The organism is Vibrio neptunius (assembly GCA_019339365.1).
Lineage (GTDB): Bacteria > Pseudomonadota > Gammaproteobacteria > Enterobacterales > Vibrionaceae > Vibrio > Vibrio neptunius.
This window is the reverse complement of record CP079859.1, coordinates 1536934-1560986: the sequence shown is the minus strand read 5'-3', so window position 1 is coordinate 1560986 and position 24053 is coordinate 1536934. Positions and strand designations below refer to the sequence as shown.

Genomic DNA, 24053 nt, shown 5'->3' with positions numbered 1-24053 from the left:
TTTACATTTTTGCAAGGTAGTTAACATGTCACCACGCTCACACCGTGAGTCTTCTTCGCCCTCTTCACGTAGACGTCAATCTGGTTTTAAACACTCCCCAGCAGCGCATAAAACCAAACCACATTCGTCAAGAAACCGAAAAAAAGCCAACGAGTAATAAGCCTAGATTAGCGCCTGAAAATCGCAAAGTTATCGTGTTCAATAAGCCCTTTGATACATTGAGCCAATTCACGGATGGTGAAGGCCGAAAAACACTGGCTGATTTTATCCCAGTGAAAGATGTCTATGCGGCCGGGAGATTAGACAGAGATAGCGAAGGGCTAATGGTACTGACTAATGATGGCATATTGCAGGCTAAGTTGACTCAGCCAAAATCTAAGTCACCGAAAACGTATTGGGTGCAAGTTGACGGAGCACCGTCAGAGTCTGATCTCGATAAGTTGAGGACGGGTGTTGAGCTTAAAGATGGCATGACTCTACCCGCAAAAGTTGAAGTGATGGCAGAGCCCAGAGTATGGGAACGCAGCCCTCCTGTTCGCTTTAGGGCCAATATTCCAACCACTTGGCTGGCCATCACCATTATCGAAGGAAGAAACCGTCAGGTTCGTCGTATGACGGCTAATATTGGCTTCCCAACCCTACGTCTCATTCGATATTCAATAGGCGATATTAAGCTGGGTGAATTGCAGCCAGGTGAGTGGAAAGAGATAGAGTATTAGAGACAACTTGCAGGATTGGCACTTAGTAAGCCCTTTTTGTTGCTGTCATCCTCATGAATGACAGATAACAACCAACTGTCATCCTCAAGAATGAGGGACGAATGAGTTGGGGATCTGTTGAAGCGAATCGAAAACCTGTAGAGATTCCCTACTCGCTCCTGCGTCTCTCTATGGAATGACAGATAACAATCAACTGTCATCCTCATGAATGACAGATAACAACCAACTGTCATCCTCATGAATGACAGATAACAATCAACTGTCATCCTCAAGAATGAGGGACGAATGAGTTGGGGATCTGTTGAAGCGAATCGAAAACCTGTAGAGATTCCCTACTCGTTCCTGCGTCTCTCTATGGAATGACAGATAACAATCAACTGTCATCCTCATGAATGATAGATAACAACCAGCTGTCATCCTCAAGAATGAGGGACGAATGAGTTGGGGATCTGTTGAAGCGAATCGAAAACCTTTAGAGATTCCCTACTCGTTCCTGCGTCTCTCTATGGAATGACAGATAACAATCAACTGTCATCCTCATGAATGATAGATAACAACCAACTGTCATCCTCAAGAATGAGGGACGAATGAGTTGGGGATCTGTTGAAGCGAATCGAAAACCTGTAGAGATTCCCTACTCGTTCCTGCGTCTCTCTATGGAATGACACGCCTGCTTACCTAACAAAACAAAAAACGGCGCTTCAATTGAAGCGCCGTTTTTAATTAGCTATTCGCTAGAACAAAGAATTAGTCTTCTTTCTTCTCTGCTAGTTTCACTGCAATCGCTAGCTCTTCAAGCGCCGCTGGATTAGCAACACTTGGTGCGTCAGTTAGTAGACATGCCGCTGCTGTTGTTTTAGGGAACGCGATAACGTCACGGATGTTCTCTGTACCACATAGCAGCATCACTAGACGGTCAAGACCGAATGCTAGACCTGCGTGAGGAGGCGTACCAAACTTAAGTGCATCCAATAGGAAACCAAACTTAAGCTGCTGCTCTTCTGCATCGATACCTAAGATATCAAATACGGCTGCTTGCATCTCTGCATTGTGGATACGAACTGAACCACCACCAACTTCATAGCCGTTTAGGACCATGTCGTATGCGTTTGAGTTAGCTGCCGCTGGGTTTGCTTTTAGCTCTTCTGCATTCACGTCTAGAGGTGATGTGAATGGGTGGTGCATTGCATGCAGGTTGCCTTCGTCATCTTCTTCGAACATTGGGAAGTCAACAACCCATAGCGGTGCCCATGCGTTTTCGTCTGTTAGCTCTGGATCTTTACCTAGTTTCAGACGTAGCGCACCCATTGCTTCCGCAACTGTGTTTGCTTTATCTGCGCCAAATAGAATGATGTCGCCTGACTCAGCTTGAGTGCGATCTAGAATGCCGTTGATAACATCTTCACTTAGGAATTTAGCCACAGGAGACTGGATACCTTCCATGCCAGCTGCGCGGTCGTTAACCTTCATCCAAGCTAGACCTTTCGCACCATAGATACCTACGAACTCACCGTAACCATCAATCTGCTTGCGAGTTAGAGAAGCGCCACCTGGTACGCGAATCACTGCAACACGACCTTTATCATCGTTTGCAGGGCCTGAGAAGACTTTGAACTCAACGTCTTTCACTAGATCAGCAACGTCTACTAGCTCTAGTGGATTACGTAGGTCTGGCTTATCGCTACCGAAACGACGAATCGCTTCGGAGAAAGGCATCACTGGAAATTGCCCTAGGTCTACGTTGAGTAGCTCTTGCCACATATCGCGAACCATTTTCTCGGTCGTTGCGCGAACTTCATCAGCCGTCATGAAAGACGTTTCGATATCGATCTGAGTGAACTCTGGTTGACGGTCAGCACGTAAGTCTTCATCACGGAAACACTTAACGATTTGGTAGTAACGGTCAAAACCAGACATCATTAGCAGCTGTTTGAATAGCTGTGGAGACTGAGGAAGCGCGTAGAACGAACCTTTGTGAACGCGGCTTGGTACTAAGTAATCACGTGCGCCTTCTGGCGTCGCTTTAGTGAGCACTGGCGTTTCAATGTCTAGGAAACCATTGTCATCTAAGAAACGACGAACAAAGCTAGACGCCTTAGCACGTAGCTTAATGCGGTCGCTCATTTCAGGGCGACGAAGATCTAGATAACGATACTTTAGACGCTGCTCCTCAGAGTTCTTCTGGTTGAAGTCGAGTGGCAGAACGTCTGCACGGTTGATGATTTCAAGACCTTTGGCGATGATCTCAACTTCACCCGTTGCCATATCTTTGTTTACTTGGCTGTCTGGACGAACACGAACTTCACCCGTTAGTTTGATACAGAATTCATTACGAAGTGTGTTAGCTACTTCATACGCATCTGCCATATCTGGATCAACAACTACCTGAACGACGCCTTCACGATCTCGCATATCGATAAAAATAAGACCGCCTAAATCACGACGACGGTTAACCCAGCCGCAAAGTTCTACAGTTTGTCCTGCAAGGGACTTGTTCAGGTGACCACAGTAATGGGTACGCATAATGAATTTCCCAATCTCTCTAAATTTGTTAATTACTTGATATCAGCGTTTTCTTAGCTGATAGCGCAAAGATCCATTTATACGCTGAAAGTCATTCAAAATCGACTATTCAGAATACAATTTATTGCTGTTTATCTGGTTTTGATGCTTTTTAGCACAATAAAACAGCAAAACCACATCAATCAGAAAAAATTGGCGCTGATTATAGATCGAAAGTATCACTCTCTTCAAAACTCTCGTAAAGTATCTGGCAAGATAGGCAAAGACTGTTAGACATGAACGAATTACCTCTCCGACTTGGCCTCACCATGTGGTCTCACAACAACTGGCAACAAAGCTTTTATGGCAGTGGTACTAAACCCGCCGAAAGGTTACAAAAGTACGCTCAGGTTTTTCATACCGTCGAGGGAAACACGACATTTTACGCCACACCAAGTGTGTCAACCGTACAGAACTGGCGTTCTGCAACGCACGATGATTTCAAGTTCACTTTTAAGCTGCCCAAAGCGATAACCCATCAACAAATGTTGAGAGGCAGTCAAGGGCCACTCAATGAGTTCATGCAAATCATGGCACCTTTGCATGATCGCATAGGGCAGTGGACTATTCAGTTACCAGCGGCTTTTGGCCCTGAGCACTTAAATGATCTGCAAAGATTCTGCGATTTGTTCCCCCCCAACTTTCCTATTGGTGTTGAAGTTCGACACCCGGCTTTTTCGCCAAAGGTGAGGAAGAGCGTCAATTGAATCAGTGGTTGCATGAGAAAGGCTACGACCGGATCATCATGGATAGTCGGCCTGTGTTTGCTGCGAAGCCAGACAATGAAGCCATCGTGGACGCACAGCAAAAAAAGCCAAAAGTGCCAGTACATGCTATCGCCACAGCGTCACACCCTATGATTCGCTTTATCGGCCATCCAACAGAGTCTGAAAACTATGCTTTTTTCACCCCTTGGCTGAAAAAACTGCCAGAGTGGATAGCAGAAGGGAAACGACCTTATGTAATGATTCATACTGCCGACAATATTATTGCGCCAGAACTTGCGAGCAATTTGTATAAAATGCTGCAAAACCGTGCTCAATTGCCTGACTTATCAGCATTTCCAGCAAACGATGGCAATTCCCAGTTACAAATGTTCTGAGTAGAGTAGCCTCAAGACATGACACGGGCGCGATTTTCTCATAAAATACGCGCCTTTTTGATACCAATGCGAAACTGGTCAGAGAATCGATTATGAACCCTAAGAGCAATCCAGATACGATGTTTTCCGCTCCTATCGATAAAATAGGGGATTTCACGTTTGATGAACGTGTCGCAGAAGTTTTTCCTGATATGATTCAGCGTTCTGTTCCTGGATACAGCAATATCATCTCTGCCATCGGCATGTTGGCCGAAAGGTTCGTTAAACCACATTCAAACATTTACGATCTTGGTTGTTCGCTCGGTGCGGCTACATTGTCCATGCGTCGTCATATACAGCAGGAAGGCTGCAAAATCATTGCCGTCGATAACTCATCCGCTATGGTTGAGCGTTGCAAACTGCACCTTAATGCTTACCGCAGCGACACACCTGTAGAAGTCGTTGAAGCAGACATTCGTAATATTGAAATCCAAAACGCTTCTGTCGTAGTACTCAATTTCACGCTGCAATTTTTGTCACCTCAAGATAGATACACTTTGCTAGAGAGAATCTATGCGGGTCTCCGTCCGGGTGGCATTTTAATCCTGTCAGAAAAATATGTGTTCGAAGATCAAGTGTCTAATGAATTGCTTATCGATCTTCATCATGACTTTAAGCGTGCCAACGGTTATAGCGAATTAGAAATCAGTCAAAAACGCAGCGCGATAGAAAATGTAATGCGCCCAGATTCAAAAAAAGAGCACAAAGAGCGCTTTGCTGAAATTGGCTTCAGTAGTTTTGACGTTTGGTTCCAATGCTTTAACTTCGGCTCGATGTTCGCGATAAAATAGCGAGAAGCAAACACAGCTTGCTCCCATTTATGACGTCATCCTCAAGAGCGAGGAACGAGCGAGTTGGGGATCTCTTATCAAAAACGATAAAAGCCGAGATGTCCTATCACGTTTGTCCCTCACTGTCGGGAATGACAAACTTGACTGTTACACCACAAAATCAGTGAAAAACTATGTTTAACTTTGCCAATTTTTATCAGTTAATTGCCACAGATACACGCCTTCAACCGTGGCTGAATGTTTTGCCTCAACAACTAACCGAGTGGCAAAATGCAGAACATGGTGATTTTGGTCGCTGGCTAAAAGCGCTGCATAAAATCCCTGAAGGTTCACCTGATCAGGTTGATTTAAAAAACTCAGTCACTATTGCGAACGATACACCATTTCATACTGGTGAGCTTAAAAAGCTAGAAAACCTGCTTCGTACATTCCACCCTTGGCGTAAAGGCCCATACCATCTACACGGTATCCATATTGATACAGAGTGGCGCAGCGATTGGAAGTGGGATCGTGTTCTGCCACATATATCACCTCTGAAAAATCGCAGTGTACTAGATGTAGGTTGTGGCAACGGCTACCACATGTGGCGCATGCTGGGTGAAGGCGCGCGATTGTGTGTCGGTATAGACCCATCCCATTTGTTCCTAATTCAGTTTGAAGCAGTACGCAAACTCATGGGCGATAACCAACGCGCACACCTGTTACCTCTGGGTATTGAGCAACTGCCAAAGCTTGAAGCCTTCGATACGGTGTTTAGCATGGGCGTGCTATACCATCGCCGCTCTCCACTCGACCACTTGATTCAACTTAAAGACCAGCTTGTCGCGGGGGGCGAGCTTGTATTGGAAACATTGGTCATTGAGGGTGATGAAACCTCCGTTCTGGTTCCTGTAGATCGATACGCTCAGATGCGTAATGTGTACTTTTTTCCTTCAGCCAAAGCCCTCAAAGTGTGGCTCGAGCAAGTCGGCTTCGAGGACGTGCGCATTGTTGATGAGAATATCACCTCTATCGGTGAACAGCGCACAACCGAATGGATGACTCACAATTCTCTGCCTGATTATCTCGATCCGAACGACCCGAGTAAAACGATTGAAGGGCACCCTGCCCCACGTCGTGCGGTTCTCGTCGCGAAAAAACCTAATTAAGACTAATTATTGACAGACTCTTAACTTTTTAGGTCCTTCAAATACTTAATCTGAACCTTAAAAGGCTCTAAAATTTAGGATGCTCCGTGCATCCTATATTTTGCAGTGCATCACTAATCATGACTCAATAAGTCTTAGACAGGTAATGTGTCTTGTGAGCGAAGTGAGGGATGATTTAAACTCTCAATGTATAAACAACTTAATCTAATTCAGGATTTTCAATGTTTACCAAATTGACTCCGGTCATTTCGATTGCCCTACTCTCTGGCTGCACCCTCACCAACAGTGAGCAGTATCATCAAGAAACCCTTGCAGCTATCCAATCTTCAGAAACCAACCTCACTCAAAAACTTTCCTTTTTGGAGCAAAAAGTCAGCAATCAAGCCGAACACATTGAAAGCCTACAAACTAAAGTCGATTTGTTAGACAAAGAACTGTTCAAATTTAAAACGGAAGCCATGGCAGAAGTGAAAAGAAACCGTGAGCCTATCGTCACGCCCGTTCCTGTAAAGCTTGCTTCTACACCTTCGCAAGAGTTGGTATTGGGTGAAATAGAGAAAGTCAGTATTGATTCCATCAAGCAGACATTTGACAGTCGAATTGATACTGGAGCCGCCACTTCTTCACTCAATGCTGTTGATATTGAACAATTTGAACGTAACGGCAAAAACTGGGTGCGCTTCCATTTGTCCGATGGCGTCACGCCATTGGATGATACAAATTGGATTGAAGCTCCGATTATACGTTTTGTAAAAATACGCCAATCGACAAATGCTGAGACGGAACGCAGAGCGGTTGTCGAATTATGGGTAAGATTAGGCACGATTCACGAAAAAACACAGTTCACTTTGGCAGATCGCTCACAGATGACCCATCCTGTGTTACTAGGTCGTGAATTTATCCGTGATATCGCAGTGGTGGATGTAAGCAAGAAGTACGTCCAAAAGGAAGTTGAACAAAAACAATAAGGTAGCTTATGACGTCTAAAGTCCCTTTTTACATATCGGTCGTCCTGCTGATTATTGCAGGCATCGCTTTAAGCCTGTTTAGACATCAGACTTACGGCGTTCCATGGACTCCAGGGGAAACCCGTCAGGTTTGGGATATTGAAGCTCGTATTGAGTTCAATGCCCAAGCCAAACCTGTTAAGGCGTCATTGGCCGCCCCTCAAACTCAAAATGGATTCACACGGATCAGTGAGTCATCATCGTCACCAGGCTACGGAGTGTCATACGTTAAGACTGACACTGGTCGTCGTGCTGAGTGGTCTGTTCGCCACGCTGTTGGTCCGCAAACCATCTACTATAAAGCCCAATTCCTCGTCGACCCACAAGCAAAAGTAGAATCGAAAGCACCGAACAAAGACATCACACCGCCTACTTTTGACGGTCCGACAGAAGCCGCTGCAGTTTCGTTAATTGAACGCGCTAACAAACGCTCTGCTGATGACATCACATTTGCTCGCGAACTGATTAAAATCCTCAACGACTCGGACAGTCAGAACTCAGCACTCATTCTGAACAAGATGTCAAAAGTGGAGGCGGTTGATAAGATCCTCGCATATGCAGAAATACCGAGTAAAGTTGTCGGTGTTGTTGAGCTAGAGGATGGTCGTCGACGTCAGACTATCCAGCAAATGAATCAGGTTTGGGACGGCAAAGCGTGGAAACTATTCAACCCTGAAAATACGAATAAAGTGATCGCTGATAACATCCTAATTTGGGACGAGTCCAATGTATCACTACTTGATATCATCGGCGGTCAAAACAGCCAAGTTCACTTCTCGATGATCGCTCAGGAAGTCTCACCAAAACAGGCCACACTGGACAAAGTAGAGGCAGATGGTCTGCTTAACTTCTCTATTCATAGTTTGCCACTTGAAGAGCAAGCGATGTTTAAAACCATCATGCTGATCCCAATCGGTGCGCTTATCGTGGTTTTCCTGCGTGTCATCATTGGTTTGAAAACCTCAGGTACATTCATGCCTGTTTTGATTGCCGTTGCATTTGTTCAAACTCAACTCCTAACAGGTATCGTCGGCTTCTTGCTGATTGTTGGCACAGGGCTGGTAATTCGGAGCTATCTGTCAAGGCTCAACTTACTTCTGGTTGCTAGAATTTCTGCCGTGATTATCACGGTCATTATGATCATCTCCGTTTTCACTGTTGTGGCGTTTAAGATTGGTTTGACCGAAGGTTTATCAATTACCTTCTTCCCAATGATCATCCTTTCTTGGACCATCGAGCGGATGTCGATTCTATGGGAGGAAGAAGGCGCTAAAGAGGTGGTGTTACAGGGTGGTGGCTCATTGGCGACTGCCGTGCTGGTTTACCTAGCAATGACCAGCACTTACATTCAACATCTGACCTTCAACTTTATTGGCCTTCAGTTGATTGTTCTCGCCGGCATACTACTCCTTGGGACTTATACCGGTTATCGCCTAACTGAATTACGTCGCTTTAAGCCACTAGCGGAGGACTAAACGATGCTCACACGTTTAACTTCGCAATTTACATCGCCAGATAAGCTTCGTCATAAAGGCATTATGGGTATGAATCAACGTAACCACAGCTACATTGGCCGTTACAATGATCGCTCTAAATATCCACTGGTGGATGACAAGCTCAAAACCAAGATTATTGCTCAGCAACATGGAGCAACCACACCGAAACTCATTGGTGTGATCAGTAGCCAGGTTGAAGTCAAAACCATTCATAAAATGGTGAAAGAGTGGCCAGGTTTCGTTATTAAACCTGCCCAAGGCAGTGGTGGTAAAGGTATATTGGTTATCACCTCTCACAAGGATGGTACCTATACCAAGCCCTCAGGCACGACGATCAACCAAGAAGACGTCGAACGCCACATTAGTAACGCACTAGCGGGTCTTTTTTCACTAGGGGGGAAGAACGATGTCGCGGTTGTTGAAAATCTGATCAAGTTTGATAGCTGCTTCGACGGGTTCAGTTATGAAGGTGTACCAGATGTACGTATTATTGTTTTCAAAGGCTACCCTGTTATGGCAATGATGCGTTGCTCCACCGCCGCCTCTGATGGTAAAGCAAATTTACACCAAGGTGCAGTCGGTGTCGGTATTGATATCGCGACAGGTCGCGCAGTAAGAGCTGTCCAATTCGACCAACCTATTACACACCACCCCGATACGGGGAAAGAACTCGCTACTTTACAAGTACCCCACTGGAAGCGCTTACTCACATTGGCTTCAAGTGCATGGGAAATGACAGGTCTGGGTTATATGGGTACTGACATGGTACTCGACAAAGAAGAAGGGCCAATGGTCCTAGAGCTCAATGCTCGTCCGGGATTAGCCATCCAAATAGCGAATGGAGCAGGCTTGTTACCTAGGCTTCATCACATCGAAGGTTTGGGCTTAGGGATGGAGTACCCCAAACCTGCCGAACGTGTCGCTTATGCCGCCAAGCAGTTTGGTATATTTGCCAAAGAGGTGACGGGCTGAGCTTTCGATGATTCAAAAACCACGACATGACGCAGGTACTGAAAGCATGTCCGGTTACGCATCAAGACACTGATGCTAAACAAAAAAATACCCGCTAACTCAGCGGGTATTTTCTATCAGCTTGTCTTTATAGCTCTTCAATCAGTTCTTGAGCTTCCGACTTATCTTGATCCGCTTGTCCAAAGCCTCTTAGACCAACCACATGAACATGCTCATGGTCTTTAAATACTTTACGTACGAGCTTGTAAGTGGTGCCCTTCTCTGGGCTGATGTTTTCTGGTGCCGCAATCAACAACTGCATGTCCAGACGGTCACATAGCTCAAACAGAGTCGAAATCGACTTAGCATCCAAACGCGCAGCCTCATCGAGGAACAGCAGTCGACAAGGAACAATGTCTTTACTACGTAGACGGCGAGATTCTTCTTCCCAGCTCTGAACCACCATCAGAAGAATCGACTGACCAGTACCAATCGCTTCACCCGTAGACAACGCACCAGATTCCGCTTGGAGCCAACCATCTGAGCCACGGCAGACCTCAACACTCAGCTCTAGGTAGTTGCGGTAGTCCAGCAGCTCCTCACCCAGGACTTGAGGACTACGTTGTCCCATATCAATATGTGGGTTAACGCGCTGGAACAATTTCGCCATCGCTTCTGAGAAGGTGTAGCGAGAGGTCTCAAACAGGTCTTTGTGCTGCTCTTGCTGCGAAGCTAAACCATGAAGCAAAATGTCGTGGCTTTCACGAATCTTCACATTCAAGCGAACACCTTTTACCTGACCAAAGGCAATGTTCGACAAGCCTTGGTTTAGCATGCGGATGCGGTTTTGCTCACGCTGAATGGTTTTCTTGATGATGCTAGCGACAGATTCAGAACTGATCGCGAGGCGATTTTCACGTTGCGTCAGTTCTTCGGTCAATCGCGCCAGCTCCACTTCCATCTCTTCAATGGCCTCAACTGGGTCATCAGTATGGATGATATCTTGGCGAATGCGTTCACGCAGATGCTGGTACACTGCGATATAGAACAATACCTTACGCTCAGGACGTGCATTGTCTTCTGACAAACGCAGGGCATCACGCAAGTCATCATTGTCTGCCACCGCCAGACGCAACGCTCCCAACGATTTATCCGACATCGAACGCAGTTCATCCGCTGACATATAGGCGAGCTCACGTTTATGCAAACGGCGTTCGACATCGTTTTCACGTGCTAACCGTAGTACAGAGCACCAGCCAGCTTTGGCTGCAACCACAAAGGTGCGCAGTTCAATGTACTCTTTCTGAACCTTCTTAAGACGCTTTGCTAGGCCTTTCATTTCTAGCTCAGTCGAGGTGATGGTACGCTCGTATTCACTCTTACGACTGCGTGACGTATGCAGACGTTCCTGCAGTTCATCTCGACGACGCATGGCTCGCTCTTGTGCGCCTTCATCAGCCGTTACACCAAACTCTTGCAGCTCTTGCTTGAATTCTTGCACCGTTTCCTGCTTAGCCTGATGAGAACTCTTCAGCGATGCCAAAACCTGGTTGTACTGGTTCATCTGACCTTGAGATTGCTTCAGCTCGTCACGCGAACGCGTACGCTGCCTCTCTGCTTCAACAAGCTTGCCTTTAAGCTGTTCACTTAGCTCGCTACTCTTGTTGAGTAAGTCAACGGAGTCAGAATAAGCAAAGTAATGGCGACGCTCCACCAAGTCAGACAACGCAAAGATCTGCTTCTTAAGTTCTTGTAACTGAACATCCGATGCCTGATATTCGGCTTCTAGTGCATCAAATTGTTCAGGGTCGGCTTCAAGCGCTGAGGCGATTTTTTCCAGTTCAACGACTGTTTTCCCGTGGCTGCTCAAAAATGCTTTCGCTTCAGACAACTGAGCGATTTTCTCTTCAAGCTCTTCGAAGCGCAATGTCAATGAGTCATCTTCAATCAGCGCCATCATTGGTGCTAATTTATCCAGTGAGGACAACGCCTGCTTACTCGCTAACAATTGAGAACGTTGCTGCTGCTCTTTGGCATCCAACTCTGCCAATACTCGTGACACTTGATTGCGCTTCTCGCGAGCCACTGTCAGCGATTGCTCCGGATCCGCTTCAAAAGCAACCTGAATGTGCTTGGCAACGAAGTTGTTGAATGCCTGATACAGACGCTGCAGTTTTTGTGAATCAAACGCCGCTTTCGCATGCTGTTCAACAACTTCTTCACGTTCATCACGCAGCAACTCTAAACGTTGTTCACGCGCGGCACGACCAAACAGAGGAATTTCTGGGAAACGTGAGTAACGCATCTGGCGATCGTTCATGCGAACACAAACCGCCCCTTCTAACTCTTCGGCATCAAATGAGCTGTCATCAAAGGCGTCAATATCACCTTCAATGATGTAAAGGTCTTCAGGGCAATCGTCCAGCTCAACCAGCTTTTCTTCAATACCCGTTAAGTCAGACACCACAATCGCATGACGAGAAGGGCCGTACATCGCACTGAAATAAGGCGCATCGCCGATGGTGATATCGTCATAAATCTCTGACAGCAACACACCACCTAATGTGTCAGCTAAGCCTTTCAAACGAGGGTCATTGGAGCCGCCCGGTGACGCTAACCGCTCAATTTCATTCTCTAAGTGAGCACGGCGCTCAGCGAGCTTTTCTTTCGCCAGTGACTGTTGCTTTTCTTGCTCAAGTACTGCTTGCATGTGAGACATAACCGCTTGGCTGTCATACAGATCAGCACCGCTTTGCTCTTTGAGCATTTCCAGTGCGTTGTGAGCAGCAATCCAAGTTGGCGCAATGGCTTCAAGCTTTTTGATTTCGCTAGCAGAATCCTGCTCTAAGCGACGCTGTTCGCTGCGTTGCTCGCGTACCTCTTCCTGAGCTATCTCAAGCGATTCGACCTGCATAGCGTGGCGTTCACGTTCCTGCTCAAAGGTTAACTCATCAACGAGCTCAGCACGATGTTGCTTCTGATACGCGTCGACTAACTCACGAGCCTGACGCTGTTGATTGAGATTACGCTCTGAGATCTCTGTGCTGTGCTCGCCATTGTTGTTCATTTTGTGCAATTTGCTCGGCATCTCGCGTTTGACGAATCGACTGCTTTGCAACTTCAGCGGCATTTTTACGCTCCACTGAATCGCCAGCAATCTTACGAACCAAAGTAAGCGCCGTCTCAAACTGCTCAACGGCGGCTGAAGACATATCCAGTTTGTGTTTCACCGACAGCAAAGCCGCCGTGCTTTCTGATTCCTGATTTTTCAGCTCAGAGACCAACGAGTGCGCGCGTTCGGCAGTAAGGTCATCATCTTCCAGCAAGGTTTTGGCTTTCTCTAGCGCTTGAACTGCCTGTTGGTATTGAAGTGCGCGGGTTTGCTGAACGTCCAACGCTTGCTGATAATCAGCTAACTGAGTCTTTAGGCTGTCTACCTCTTCTTCCGCAACTGTCGCTTGCTCTTCCATCATGAGAACACGTTCTTGCGCTTCTTCAACGACCATCATCTGTTCTTCAAGTCGTTCGCTGAGCTCTTCAAGATCTTCTTGGTAGCGCTCGATCTTTTCCTGCTGACGCAATGCATTCTGCACAAGCTGTAAGTGGTCGGAAGCCGCTTGGTAGTCCTGCTCTAGAGCCGATTCGGATTCCACCAGCAATTCAAGCTCTTCCTGAACACGATTAAGCAAGCTATTTTGCTCAACCAGTGTTTCGCGCGAGCCAAACAATTCAGAGCGCAGAGACAGAGTCTGCTCAAGCTTATTACGACGATCATTGGCATGGCGCATGTAGTCAGCCGCCACGTAATTGGTCGATTCAGTGATCAGATGTTTAAACAGATCTCGATCTGCTTGAGTGGTTTTAATCGCTTCAAGCGTCATGCGGTTTTCACGCAACGCCGACTCCATGTCCTGGAATGCTTTCTTAACACCACCATTTTGAGGCAGTAGATAATCGCGCAATGAGCGGGTAATCGCACTCGAAATACCACCGTACAGAGACGCTTCAATTAAGCGATAGAACTTAGAACGGTCACTGGAGTTACGCAATTTCTTAGGAATCACGCCAAACTCAAACATTTGCGCGTGGTAATCGACGATGGAATTGAAAGTCTTAAGTTGCACACCTTCATGTTGCGCGACTGACTCTTTGATTTCGTTGATCTGACGAACACGCGCTTGAGTCGCAGAAACACTTTCAATCAGAATATCCGTCGGCTTCACACTGCTTGGCAGCCCTTGAATCACGAACGGTTTGATATCCACTTTCTTATCACGACCCGCGACTTGCTGCAGCTTCACCGCAAACAGTAAGCGTTGATTGCGTGAGTTCACCACATCCAGTGCCGCATAACAGGCACCTGGTTGCAATTTACCGTAAAGGCCTTTGTCACGTGAAGACTGGCTACTGCCCGCTTCAGTTGTATTTCGGAAATGCAGTAGCGTTTGGTCAGGTATCAAGGCTGTAATAAATGCCGCCATTGTGGTTGATTTACCTGCCCCATTACCTCCTGATAACGTGGTAACTAAGCCATCAATGTCAAAAGTACGCGCAAAGAAGCCGTTCCAGTTGACCATGGTCAGCGATTGATATTTACCTCTTTCAATCATGCTTCACCTTCTTCTAATTTTTCTGATTGAGATGACTCATCACCTTGTTCTGATTCTGTCAACAAGCTGCCTTGGCTTGGTTCTTTGGTATGCACCACAGCTTCACCATCACGGATCAAGCGCAACTGCGCTTCGCGCATGTCGTCTCCGACACGCACATCAGCACCAAAGCGGAATACTGATTCACTGATACTGAATTTACCGGTTTCACCAATATTGATGATCATCCCCAGGCGGCGTAAACGGCGCAGAGAAGTGCGGACCTTTTCAAACAGTTTTTCTTTATCTAAATCTGAACCAGTCGCGCGGTTAGTCACCAGCTTCATCAGCTTTTTCTCATCGGATAAAGCCAGCAGCTCTTCATACAGTTCTTGATTGGTAAAGATTCCCTCATGCGCTAAACGCTCTGGGCTTAGGTAAAGGAAACACAAGACCTTGCCCACCAGCATATCGAGCTCAGACAGCACACTGCGATTAATCAAGGAAGTAGAACGAGGGCGAAGGTAAAAGAAGCCTTCTGGTGCTTTCACCAGTTCAGTGTTGTAGCGTTGGTAAAATGAAGACAGCTCAACTTCAAAGTCAGACAGTAGCGCATGATTGTCGAGGTCTTCGCTAGAGATATGGCGTCCAGCACGAAGCATACTGTCTAGCGCCGGGAAAAGTGGGTTTGAAATCGCTTTTGCCAGATTCTCTGACATGTAATCATTAGTATCGGTCAATGACATTTGCTTGTACCTTTGCTCCGTATTCGTTAATTGCCTGCCAATCTGGTTGAATCGCTTGATAGTCCGATTCGGAGTAACCCAGACGTACGGCTTGATCAATGACGATACGGGCTAAATCGAAATGATGAGTGCGCGGATGCTGTGATAAATAGTCGCGTAATACGGTTCCAAGATGGATAGCGGTACCCTGCTCTTTATGCACTTTGAGCATGTCACCTATGCGCTCAGAAAGCTCATCATTCACTTGTTGGAATTCTTCATACTCCACTTCCAGTGGCACTTGACCAGTCACTTCATCATCTCGAAGCACCAGCGCTTCATCGCGGAGATCGACTAACCTTTCTGCATCGGCATAAGTCAGATACCAAGGTGTGTCGAAGTAATCTTTGACTGACTGACGCAAACGCGTGCTAAAGGCACGGTTCTTATCCATGTCAATGGCGGTGCGGATAAATTTATGGACGTGCCTGTCGTAACCAATCCATAAATCAATCGCTTGTTGACCCCAGCTTGTGATGCGATCTAATTTCATCTGTAAGCCAAACAAGGCCTCCTCAATAAACTCAAGGTCATCTTGTCCGTAAACAGTTTCTTGAATATCAAGGATTTGAGTTTGTAGCTCATCACTGGCTGCTTGTAATGTATCTTGCAGCTCGCGCAAGGTGCTAGACGTTTCAGATAACAACTCTTCACAGTTGTTGATCGCTTCACGCCAATCTTTATTCAGGAGCTCAGCAATCTGCACTTTAACGGATTGTTGCTGCTCATCCATCACACGTTGGTTGAGATCAATTTGATCGAATATCTCACCCACGGAATATTTGAGCACACCATAAACGTTCTTTTTCCAGTGGCCCGGCGTTCCGCCTTGCTGAGCAGATTCAATCGCCTTCGCCATTTCATCCGCCACCATCGACAACTGGATAGAGAGGCGTAACTTAGAAAACTCACGATGGCGAACATAATAGTCCGTAATCCCAATCGCGAGCGGCGACAAGCGATAAATACTTGCGCCATCATTCACTTCACTGGTGAAGCGGCTAATCAGCCTCTGCTTCACCATCTCATTAATTGCATTGTTAGCCCGAAAAGCAGACGCTTCTCCGGTATCCTCAAATAATCGAGTGACGATAGTAAATGCGTCGTGCAATTCACCTTCACCCAATTCTTCATCAAACCTCTCATTGCTAAGCACTGCAATAGCGATGAGAAATGCGAGACGTTCAGTCGGCAGGTTTAATGAGAAATCGTGCTGCTTAACCCAGCCAACCAATTCATCGATTGGTTGCTCAGCAGCGTTGAGAGTCATCTCACTCATTATTATTCCTGTTCTTCTTTCTTTTTGGCCCATACATGTATGTAACGGCCTAGCGAGAGGTAAGGCTCTTGTCGACAAAACTGTCGCTCAAGCGCCACTACATCTTCTGTCTTATAGTCGCCCATGTATTCCCTGTTGCCGATATAATCACTGAAACAGCGAATACCAGCTTTGCCACCGATCTCAAAACCAGCGTCTTCGATCCACTTGTAGACTTCTTCTGGTTTAAGCCCTTTTTGCGGCTGCAACTTAAATCGTTTTCGATGCGGCATTCCCTCTAACACATGAGGAATATTGCCACATACCACATTCTTGTATACCAGACCATGATGGTTGTAGAACATAACGGACGCAGCACCACCTGGTTTAACCTGCTCAAGTAATGTTTCAAGAGCGGATTTGGGGTCCACCAACCATTCCATTACAGCATGAAACATCACAACATCGACAGGCTGTTTCAGATGCTCTGCAATCTTCTGTACTGGCGAATGAATCAGCCGATACTGCTCAAGCAAACCGTTTTTTTCAATATCCTGCTCGGCTAGTTGCAGCATTTCCAAAGATAGATCACATAAAGCAATGCGATGTCCGAGTTTAGCCAGCTTTTGCGACATTTGTGCTAAACCGCCACCAGCATCCAGCACGTTGAGGCTTTTCCTGCTACCATTAATCGCACCAAGTAGTTGTTCAAGTTCTTCCCAAACAATAACTTGGCGTATCTCTCCTTTATCGGAGCCGTAGATGTTTTTTGCAAATTTGTGGGCAATATCGTCGAAATTGCGGTCTTCAGTCACGGCAGCTTAGGTTATTATGTCGAATCGTGCTGCTATTCTGTCATAAGAAAGGCAGATATAAAGAGGGATTCTCTTAAATTAAAATCAATTGGTGTTTTTTCGGACTATTTATGTATGTTTGAGCTGAAAAAAGTAGTTTCATCCCTTTTAATGCCCTTGCCAGCATTGCTGATCATCGGTTTTTTAGGCCTGATGCTGATTATGTTTACAAGGAAGCAAAAAACAGGCTGTTTTGTTGTTCTATTCTCTTTCATTGGCATTTTTCTCATTTCGTTCCAACCCGTTTCGTCTCGTCTTCTGATGCCGCTTGAAAGGCAGTATTCCGCCTTTTCCCAATCGATGGGAAGATCGATTACGTAATGGTGTTAGGAAGTGGCCATGTAGTGGATGATAAAATCCCACCAACCTCTGAACTCAGCCGTACTGGCTTGATGCGCCTAGCGGAGGGCATTCGTATTATGCGCATGTATCCTGGTTCTAAACTGATTCTATCTGGATACTCTGGAGGTTCTGAAGTGAGCAACGCTCGCATGATGGCAAAAGTTGCCCTAGCGCTCGGCGTTTCAAAACCAGATATTTTGTTGCTGGAGTCAGCCAAAGATACTTGGGAGGAAGCAAGACAAGCGGTGCCAGTGGTTAAACGTGACAACCTGGTCGTCGTCACGTCCGCCAGTCATATGAAACGGGCTCTGCACGAATTTCATTCTGCTGGTCTTAAACCTTACCCAGCTCCAACCAACTATCTGGCTCACAACAAGGTAACCCAAGCTTGGGCAAAATACGCACCTAAAGCCGTGTATCTCGAACAAACTGAACGCTATTGGCATGAGACGCTGGGACGGATCTGGCAGTCACTTCGTGACTGGGCAACAAATTACGAAGAGCCATCCGATAACGATGTTTAATAAAAAATACCGAGGATATACCTCGGTATTTTTTAGTTGTCTGTTTAACTCAGTCACCCGCAAACATATACCCTTCACCATGAACAGTCACAAAAATTTGTGGATTTTTAGGATCGAATTCCATCTTAGCGCGCATGCGGCGAATTAACACATCGATCGTGCGATCATTAGGTGCATCAACTCTATGACTGATCATATTGAGTATACGTTCTCGGCTGAGTACTTGGTTCGGATAAGAGGAAAGAGCAACTAACAGCTCATATTCGGCTTTGGTCAGTTTTACTGGTTCGCCATTTTTGCTTAGCGCTCGACGAGGAACATCGAAGGTCCATTCAGCAAAACGTATCACATTGCCTGTATTTTTTTGCTGTTCATCGACATCAATGCCACGACGAGCTGCGGCAATGCGCCACAATAGGTTCTTAACACGAACAAGCAATTCACGCAGTTCAAACGGCTTGGTGACATAATCATCTGCGCCCATTTCTAGGCCTACGATTTTATCAATGCTATCCGTGCGCCCCGTTACGAGAATAATTCCAATGTCTGATTGACTGCGAAGTTCACGTGTGAGCATTAACCCATCTTCACCGGGAAGGTTGATATCCAGCATCACCAAATCAATTTCATCACTTTGTAGCGTGTCGCGCATTTGCTCGCCACTTTCAGCTTCACTGACTTGGTAACCCTCGTTTTGAAAGTAGCCAACCAACTTGCTGCGAGTGACTGTGTCGTCTTCAACTACTAATACGTGATAGCTCATTTACACCACTTACTTACATTTGGAATTGTCTTCGTCTGTATTCTATTCATAATCAGTAACAATTCTAGTGTTTGTCGTCCTATCAAAGGGAAACCTGAGTGTTTATTGATTCAAAACAAAACTGGTCTCAGGCATTAATAACTTTGCACTTTTGCACTCAATCTGAAACAACACCCATTATCGCTATTCATTTTTATTGGTTAAACTGGAGAGCAGAATTTTCAGGAGTCTGAACTCATGCAAGAACTTAAAGCATTCAACGAAAAACGCGCTGAAATATACTGGTGGTTGTCCAGCTTATTTGCTAGAGAGCTAACAGAAGAGGATCTTCAGCAGTATCAATCTGTAGAGATCCGTTCTTTTCTAACAGGGTTGGGGGAAAACTCTCACCTGAAACCAGCCATAGATAAACTAATCATTGCGCTCAATCGTCTTATCGATCGTGAAGATGCTCAGCTTGAACTGGCCGCAGACTTTTGCGATTTGTTTCTCAAATCAAACAAGGACTCAGCACTGCCTTACGCTTCGATATATATCGGCAACGCTGGCCTTCTCAATGACCAACCAGCCGCAGACATGGCGGAGTTGATGGCTAAACATGGCATTGAGGTCGACAAAGGGCTGAATGAGCCCGCAGACCACCTTGCGATTGAGCTCGATTTTTTGGGTAACCTGATTATCCGAGCTAACGAGCTAGAGCAAGAACGCCACATGGAAGATTCATTCGTCGAACAAGAAGGATTTATTCAACAACATCTCCTGAGTTGGGTGCCACAATTTAGTAAGCTTTGCGAAACATTGGACAAATTTGGCTTTTACTCTGCGGCTGCTTTGCTACTGGTTACGTTTCTTGAACTCGACTGTGCCTACTTAAGAGGTGAGTAACCTTGTTATGAATGTGTGATACAAAACTTATTACACCTTCTTTTTGTTTGCTCTTCTTTTGTTTGCGGTCTAGAATCGTGACCGCAAACGATAAAAATGAATGAACTAGAGACAAACCGCTGAATACAGCGGTTTTTGTGTTTCTGATACTTTCTGCCAATTTATTCTACAATCTGAATATATCTCCTGGCAGTCATCGACAGGACAGAACCTTATGGCCACTATTAAAGATGTGGCACGCCTAGCTGGTGTGTCAACTACAACAGTTTCTCACGTAATTAATAAGACACGCTTTGTTGCCGAAGCGACACAAGAAAAGGTAATGGAAGCAGTCACGGAATTGAATTACGCACCAAGCGCCGTCGCACGCAGCCTGAAGTGTAATACTACTCGTACTATCGGCATGCTTGTTACTCAATCGACCAACCTATTCTTCTCTGAAGTCATTGATGGTGTAGAAAGCTATTGTTATCGTCAAGGCTACACGTTGATCTTATGTAACACTGGTGGCATCTACGAGAAACAACGCGACTATATCCGTATGCTCGCGGAAAAACGTGTCGATGGCATTCTAGTTATGTGTTCTGACCTAACAGAAGAACTCAGTGAGATGCTAGACCGTCAGAAAGACATTCCTAAAGTAGTCATGGATTGGGGGCCTGAAAGCTCTCAAGCCGATAAGATCATTGATAACTCAGAAGAAGGGGGTTATCTTGCGACCAAATACCTAATCGACAACGGGCATAAAGATATTGCTTGTCTAAGCGGGCACTTCGAAAAAGCGGCCTGTCAGGAACGTATTTTAGGCTTCCGTCGTGCAATGACCGAAGCCAATCTTTCCGTCAACGAAGATTGGATTCTAGAAGGTAACTTCGAGTGCGATACAGCGGTGTTGGCAGCCGATAAGATCGTCGCCATGGACAAAAAACCATCAGCAGTGTTCTGTTTCAACGACACCATGGCACTAGGTTTAATGAGCAGACTGCAGCAAAAAGGTGTTCGTATTCCAGAAGATGTTTCTGTGATTGGCTATGACAACATCGAACTCGCCGAGTACTTCTCACCACCACTCACAACGGTCCACCAACCTAAACGACGCGTTGGTAAGAATGCGTTTGAAATTCTTCTCGAACGCATCAAAGACAAAGAGCATGAAAAGCGTGTATTTGAAATGCACCCAGAAATTGTAGTACGCGATACTGTGTGCAAATTCAACAAATAGCAGTGTGAAACGCCCGATTAATAACTCAATCTATTAGTCGGGTCTATCATTCAGGCGCAATTTAATTGAACCAAGATCACATTTGATCAATAGAGATGTGATACTTGCCTCAAATTTTATTTATCCTTAAGATGTTCGACTAATGCCACGAACAGGGCAAACCACTCGAAAGGGTGGGACGCAAAGCTTCCGGCCTGACTCAGGAAACTGAAAGGTAGCGGGGTTGCCGATGGGCAAAGATGCAAACGATTCGTATCGTTTAAAACACAACACTGCAATTCTCACTTTTGAGCGAACATTGTAAATGTATGAGTTTTATTCTGGTATGACACCTTATTGACACTTTATCTGCATTATTTTGCTAATCTCTCGGACCTGAATTTGGTGGCGTATAATAATATACACCGAGATAACACAGCATGGATAAACCAATACTTAAAGACTCGATGCGACTTTTTGACCCACTTGGTCGTATAAAATCGCGTTCGATGTTCGGCGGATTCGGAATCTTCGCAGACGACACAATGTTCGCATTGGTAGTTAACGATATGCTCCATATCCGCGCCGACGACAAACTGGCTAGTCAATTTAAATCTGAAGGCTTAGAGCCCTATGTTTACAAAAAACGAGGCTTCCCGGTCGTAACCAAATACTTCGCTTTAACCAACGATGTCGCCTCCTGCCCCACCCGCGCGATAGAGCTAGCGCAGAGCGCACTCGAAGTCGCTAAAAAAAGAAAAGACATCTCAAGCGAAAACTCGACCTAACCGCCTTAAAGACCTCCCTAACCTCCGTCTTGCAACTGAACGTATGCTAAAGAAAGCGGGCATCGATAGCGTTGAAAATTTAGAGGAAACAGGTTCAGTTAAGGCATTTAAGGCGATTCAAGCCACTCATACCGCAGACGTGTCCCTAGAATTACTTTGGGCGTTGGAAGGCGCAATCAATGGTAAGCATTGGTCCGTCATTCCACCTGAACGTCGACAGGAGCTGGTCAACATACTCAACAGCTAATCAAGAATCGATGAAAAGCCAACCAGACGGTTGGCTTTTTTATTGGCTGTGAAATTTAATCTTTGCCAAACAGTTCTTATTTGTTAACAATTTAAATGAGCGCAATGTGTCTGCTGCTCGAAATAGAGGAAGTCGTTATGAATAAGAAACTTGTGTTGGGTATCCTGTTGGTCGGCCTGATCATTTTTCTCGGAGTCAATTTCGGTCAATACCTAACGTTAGAAAATGCCAAGTCACAACAAGTTGCATTATCTGCATACATCAACAGTAATTTTACCCTAGCTGCAGCTATCTACTTCCTGGCTTACGTCGCTATCACTGCGTTTTCCATTCCAGGGGCAGCAGTAGTCACACTACTTGGCGCCGCTCTATTTGGATTTTGGACGAGTTTGTTACTCGTTTCATTTGCCAGCACCATAGGAGCAACATTAGCCTTCTTAAGTAGCCGCTTCCTGCTACGTGATTGGGTGCAAAGTAAATTTGGCGACAAACTGAATGCCATCAACCAAGGTGTCGATCGAGATGGGGCTTTTTACCTGTTCTCATTGCGCCTCATACCTGTGTTTCCATTTTTTCTCATCAACTTACTCATGGGTCTGACACCTATTTCAACGTCTCGATTTTATCTCGTTAGTCAGCTAGGCATGCTACCTGGTACAGCGGTATACCTGAATGCAGGCACACAATTGGCACAGATAGATAGCTTATCAGGTATTGTCTCTCCATCAGTATTGGCCTCATTCGCTCTTCTAGGGCTCTTCCCTGTGATTACCAAATGGGTGATGGGAAAAATTAAAGGGTCACCACAGACACGAGATGGGAGCCCGTCTTGAAAATATTCACCGCTAACAACCCACCCGAAGCTCACATCATTTGTGAGCTTCTTAAATCCAACCGAATACATTGCGAAGTGAGAGGAGAAGGTATCTTTAGCCTGCAAGGAGAGATCCCATTCGGAGAACATTCGCAGCCTTATGTATGGTTAATAGACCTTCAAATGAAAAAGCGCGCAATCGCAATCATTGAACAGTTTCATCAACAAGCCTGCGCGGGCAATGAATGGTGCTGTGGAGAGTGTGGGGAAGCTAACGAAGCTCAATTTGGTGTATGTTGGCATTGCGGAGCTGCAAGCCCTACTTAAGTAGCCTGACTCTTGATAAACGCGATCGAGTACTGGTTAAAGGCTTCAGGGCGCTCGACATTACATACGTGACCGCAATCTGGGATCTCCAACAATGTACTTGTTTTATGCGCAGCAACCATTTCTTTAACTGGTCGAATGAACATATAATCTCTTTCCCCCATTAAGTAGAGCGTTGGGATAGGCAGTTCACGTTCTTTAAAATAGCGCATGAGAGGATTCACGTCTGCTGTAAGAATAAACCAGCGCTTGAACTCTTTTTGGCAAAGCTTCTTAGCCTCACGAATAAATAGATGGCGAGATTCTTTCTGAGTGCGTTGTGGCATGACGATATAAGCAAACAGGCTGTACAGCCACATGTAAGGCACAATATGCTTACACATATTCCCTAGCCTCACCAAAACTTGAGAGCGTGTATTAAGGCGTGTTACTGCACCTCCCAGTACCATTGACTTAACTCTTCCCGTTGACATTTCTGCTAAATTTCGCACGATGATGGTCCCTAAAGACATGCCCACAAAATGAGCCGACGTTATCTTTAGATGATCGAGTACTTTGAGAATATCGGCCGTGACAGCTTTAAATGTGTAGCGATTGGAAATCAGTTCTTTCAAAAAAGGGCTAGATTTTCCGTGTCCTCGCAAATCAACAAGTAGCAGATTGAAATGCTGCCGGTAGGCTTTGATCTGTTTGAACCAGATCGATGAACTCCCCCTGCACCATGCACAAAAACAACCCACTCATGACTGGTTGGGTGCAAATATGTTTTATGGAAAAGAAGCGTTTCACTCATAGAGTATTCAGTCAACGGGTTCGAAATTCATGTGTCAGCAGAGTACCACAAACTTAATTTATTTTACG

The 24053-nt window shown here is 45.7% G+C and carries 14 protein-coding genes, 6 pseudogenes and 1 riboswitch; of the genes and pseudogenes, 13 read left to right on the top strand and 7 right to left on the bottom strand.

Translation table 11 applies throughout. The annotated features are described in order from the left end of the window. The first annotated feature begins 25 nt into the window (after window positions 1-25). Window positions 26-719, top strand: a pseudogene (locus KW548_07530) (pseudouridine synthase). Window positions 720-1466: 747 nt separating this feature from the next. Here the strand turns inward: KW548_07530 and aspS are convergent. After that, window positions 1467-3242: an aspartate--tRNA ligase gene (aspS, locus tag KW548_07525; GenBank protein QXX07795.1), complete on the bottom strand. Its 1776-nt coding sequence runs from the start codon at window positions 3240-3242 to the stop codon at window positions 1467-1469. Window positions 3243-3517: 275 nt separating this feature from the next. Between aspS and KW548_07520 the strand changes: the two are divergent. The 6 genes and pseudogenes from KW548_07520 (at window position 3518) to KW548_07495 (ending at window position 9836) form a co-directional block, all read left to right on the top strand. Next, window positions 3518-4383, top strand: a pseudogene (locus tag KW548_07520) (DUF72 domain-containing protein). Window positions 4384-4475: 92 nt separating this feature from the next. Further along, on the top strand, window positions 4476-5213 hold the full coding sequence (gene cmoA / locus KW548_07515; GenBank protein ID QXX07794.1) for a carboxy-S-adenosyl-L-methionine synthase CmoA: 738 nt from the start codon (window positions 4476-4478) through the stop codon (window positions 5211-5213). Window positions 5214-5386: 173 nt separating this feature from the next. Next, complete coding sequence (gene cmoB / locus KW548_07510) at window positions 5387-6361, top strand: tRNA 5-methoxyuridine(34)/uridine 5-oxyacetic acid(34) synthase CmoB (protein ID QXX07793.1); 975 nt, start codon at window positions 5387-5389, stop codon at window positions 6359-6361. A 221-nt stretch (window positions 6362-6582) separates the two neighbouring features. Beyond that, the gene (locus KW548_07505) at window positions 6583-7329 is read left to right on the top strand and encodes an ATP-dependent zinc protease (protein QXX07792.1); all 747 of its coding nucleotides are present in this window, start codon (window positions 6583-6585) and stop codon (window positions 7327-7329) included. Between the two features lie 8 nt (window positions 7330-7337). Continuing rightward, on the top strand, window positions 7338-8843 hold the full coding sequence (locus tag KW548_07500) for an inactive transglutaminase family protein (protein ID QXX07791.1): 1506 nt from the start codon (window positions 7338-7340) through the stop codon (window positions 8841-8843). A gap of 3 nt (window positions 8844-8846) precedes the next feature. Continuing rightward, window positions 8847-9836, top strand: coding sequence for an alpha-L-glutamate ligase-like protein (locus tag KW548_07495; protein ID QXX07790.1), 990 nt, complete (start codon window positions 8847-8849; stop codon window positions 9834-9836). A gap of 127 nt (window positions 9837-9963) precedes the next feature. Here the strand turns inward: KW548_07495 and mukB are convergent. From mukB to cmoM, 4 genes and pseudogenes are all read right to left on the bottom strand, one after another. Further along, window positions 9964-14425 (bottom strand): annotated as a pseudogene (gene mukB / locus KW548_07490) (chromosome partition protein MukB). Further along, window positions 14422-15150: a chromosome partition protein MukE gene (gene mukE / locus KW548_07485; protein QXX07789.1), complete on the bottom strand. Its 729-nt coding sequence runs from the start codon at window positions 15148-15150 to the stop codon at window positions 14422-14424. Before mukE ends, mukB begins: the two are co-directional and overlap by 4 nt. Beyond that, window positions 15131-16468, bottom strand: coding sequence for a chromosome partition protein MukF (gene mukF, locus KW548_07480; protein QXX07788.1), 1338 nt, complete (start codon window positions 16466-16468; stop codon window positions 15131-15133). Before mukF ends, mukE begins: the two co-directional genes overlap by 20 nt. A gap of 2 nt (window positions 16469-16470) precedes the next feature. Beyond that, window positions 16471-17262: a tRNA uridine 5-oxyacetic acid(34) methyltransferase CmoM gene (gene cmoM, locus KW548_07475; protein QXX07787.1), complete on the bottom strand. Its 792-nt coding sequence runs from the start codon at window positions 17260-17262 to the stop codon at window positions 16471-16473. Between the two features lie 114 nt (window positions 17263-17376). Here cmoM and elyC point away from each other — a divergent pair. Beyond that, window positions 17377-18167, top strand: a pseudogene (gene elyC / locus KW548_07470) (envelope biogenesis factor ElyC). Window positions 18168-18216: 49 nt separating this feature from the next. Here elyC and torR read toward each other — a convergent pair. Further along, window positions 18217-18930 (bottom strand): two-component system response regulator TorR, encoded by a 714-nt coding sequence (gene torR, locus KW548_07465; GenBank protein QXX07786.1) that lies wholly within the window; start codon window positions 18928-18930, stop codon window positions 18217-18219. A gap of 237 nt (window positions 18931-19167) precedes the next feature. On the opposite strand from torR, the gene torD reads away from it, so the two are divergent. The 5 genes and pseudogenes from torD to KW548_07440 all read left to right on the top strand — a co-directional run bounded on the left by torD (window position 19168) and on the right by KW548_07440 (window position 23192). Then, the gene (torD, locus tag KW548_07460) at window positions 19168-19815 is read left to right on the top strand and encodes a molecular chaperone TorD (GenBank protein ID QXX07785.1); all 648 of its coding nucleotides are present in this window, start codon (window positions 19168-19170) and stop codon (window positions 19813-19815) included. Between the two features lie 214 nt (window positions 19816-20029). Beyond that, complete coding sequence (purR, locus tag KW548_07455; protein QXX07784.1) at window positions 20030-21037, top strand: HTH-type transcriptional repressor PurR; 1008 nt, start codon at window positions 20030-20032, stop codon at window positions 21035-21037. Between the two features lie 145 nt (window positions 21038-21182). After that, window positions 21183-21268, top strand: a riboswitch (cyclic di-GMP riboswitch). 188 nt (window positions 21269-21456) lie between these two features. Further along, window positions 21457-22051: pseudogene (locus KW548_07450) on the top strand (TfoX/Sxy family DNA transformation protein). A 137-nt stretch (window positions 22052-22188) separates the two neighbouring features. After that, window positions 22189-22884, top strand: a complete 696-nt coding sequence (locus tag KW548_07445) for a TVP38/TMEM64 family protein (GenBank protein ID QXX07783.1) — start codon at window positions 22189-22191, stop codon at window positions 22882-22884. Further along, a complete protein-coding gene (locus tag KW548_07440) occupies window positions 22881-23192 on the top strand; it encodes a DUF2007 domain-containing protein (GenBank protein QXX07782.1) in 312 nt (103 codons plus the stop codon). The genes KW548_07445 and KW548_07440 overlap by 4 nt, the downstream gene beginning before the upstream one ends. On the opposite strand, the pseudogene KW548_07435 reads toward KW548_07440, so the two are convergent. Then, window positions 23189-23985: pseudogene (locus KW548_07435) on the bottom strand (alpha/beta hydrolase). The gene KW548_07440 and the pseudogene KW548_07435 overlap by 4 nt on opposite strands. Between the last annotated feature and the right edge of the window lie 68 nt (window positions 23986-24053).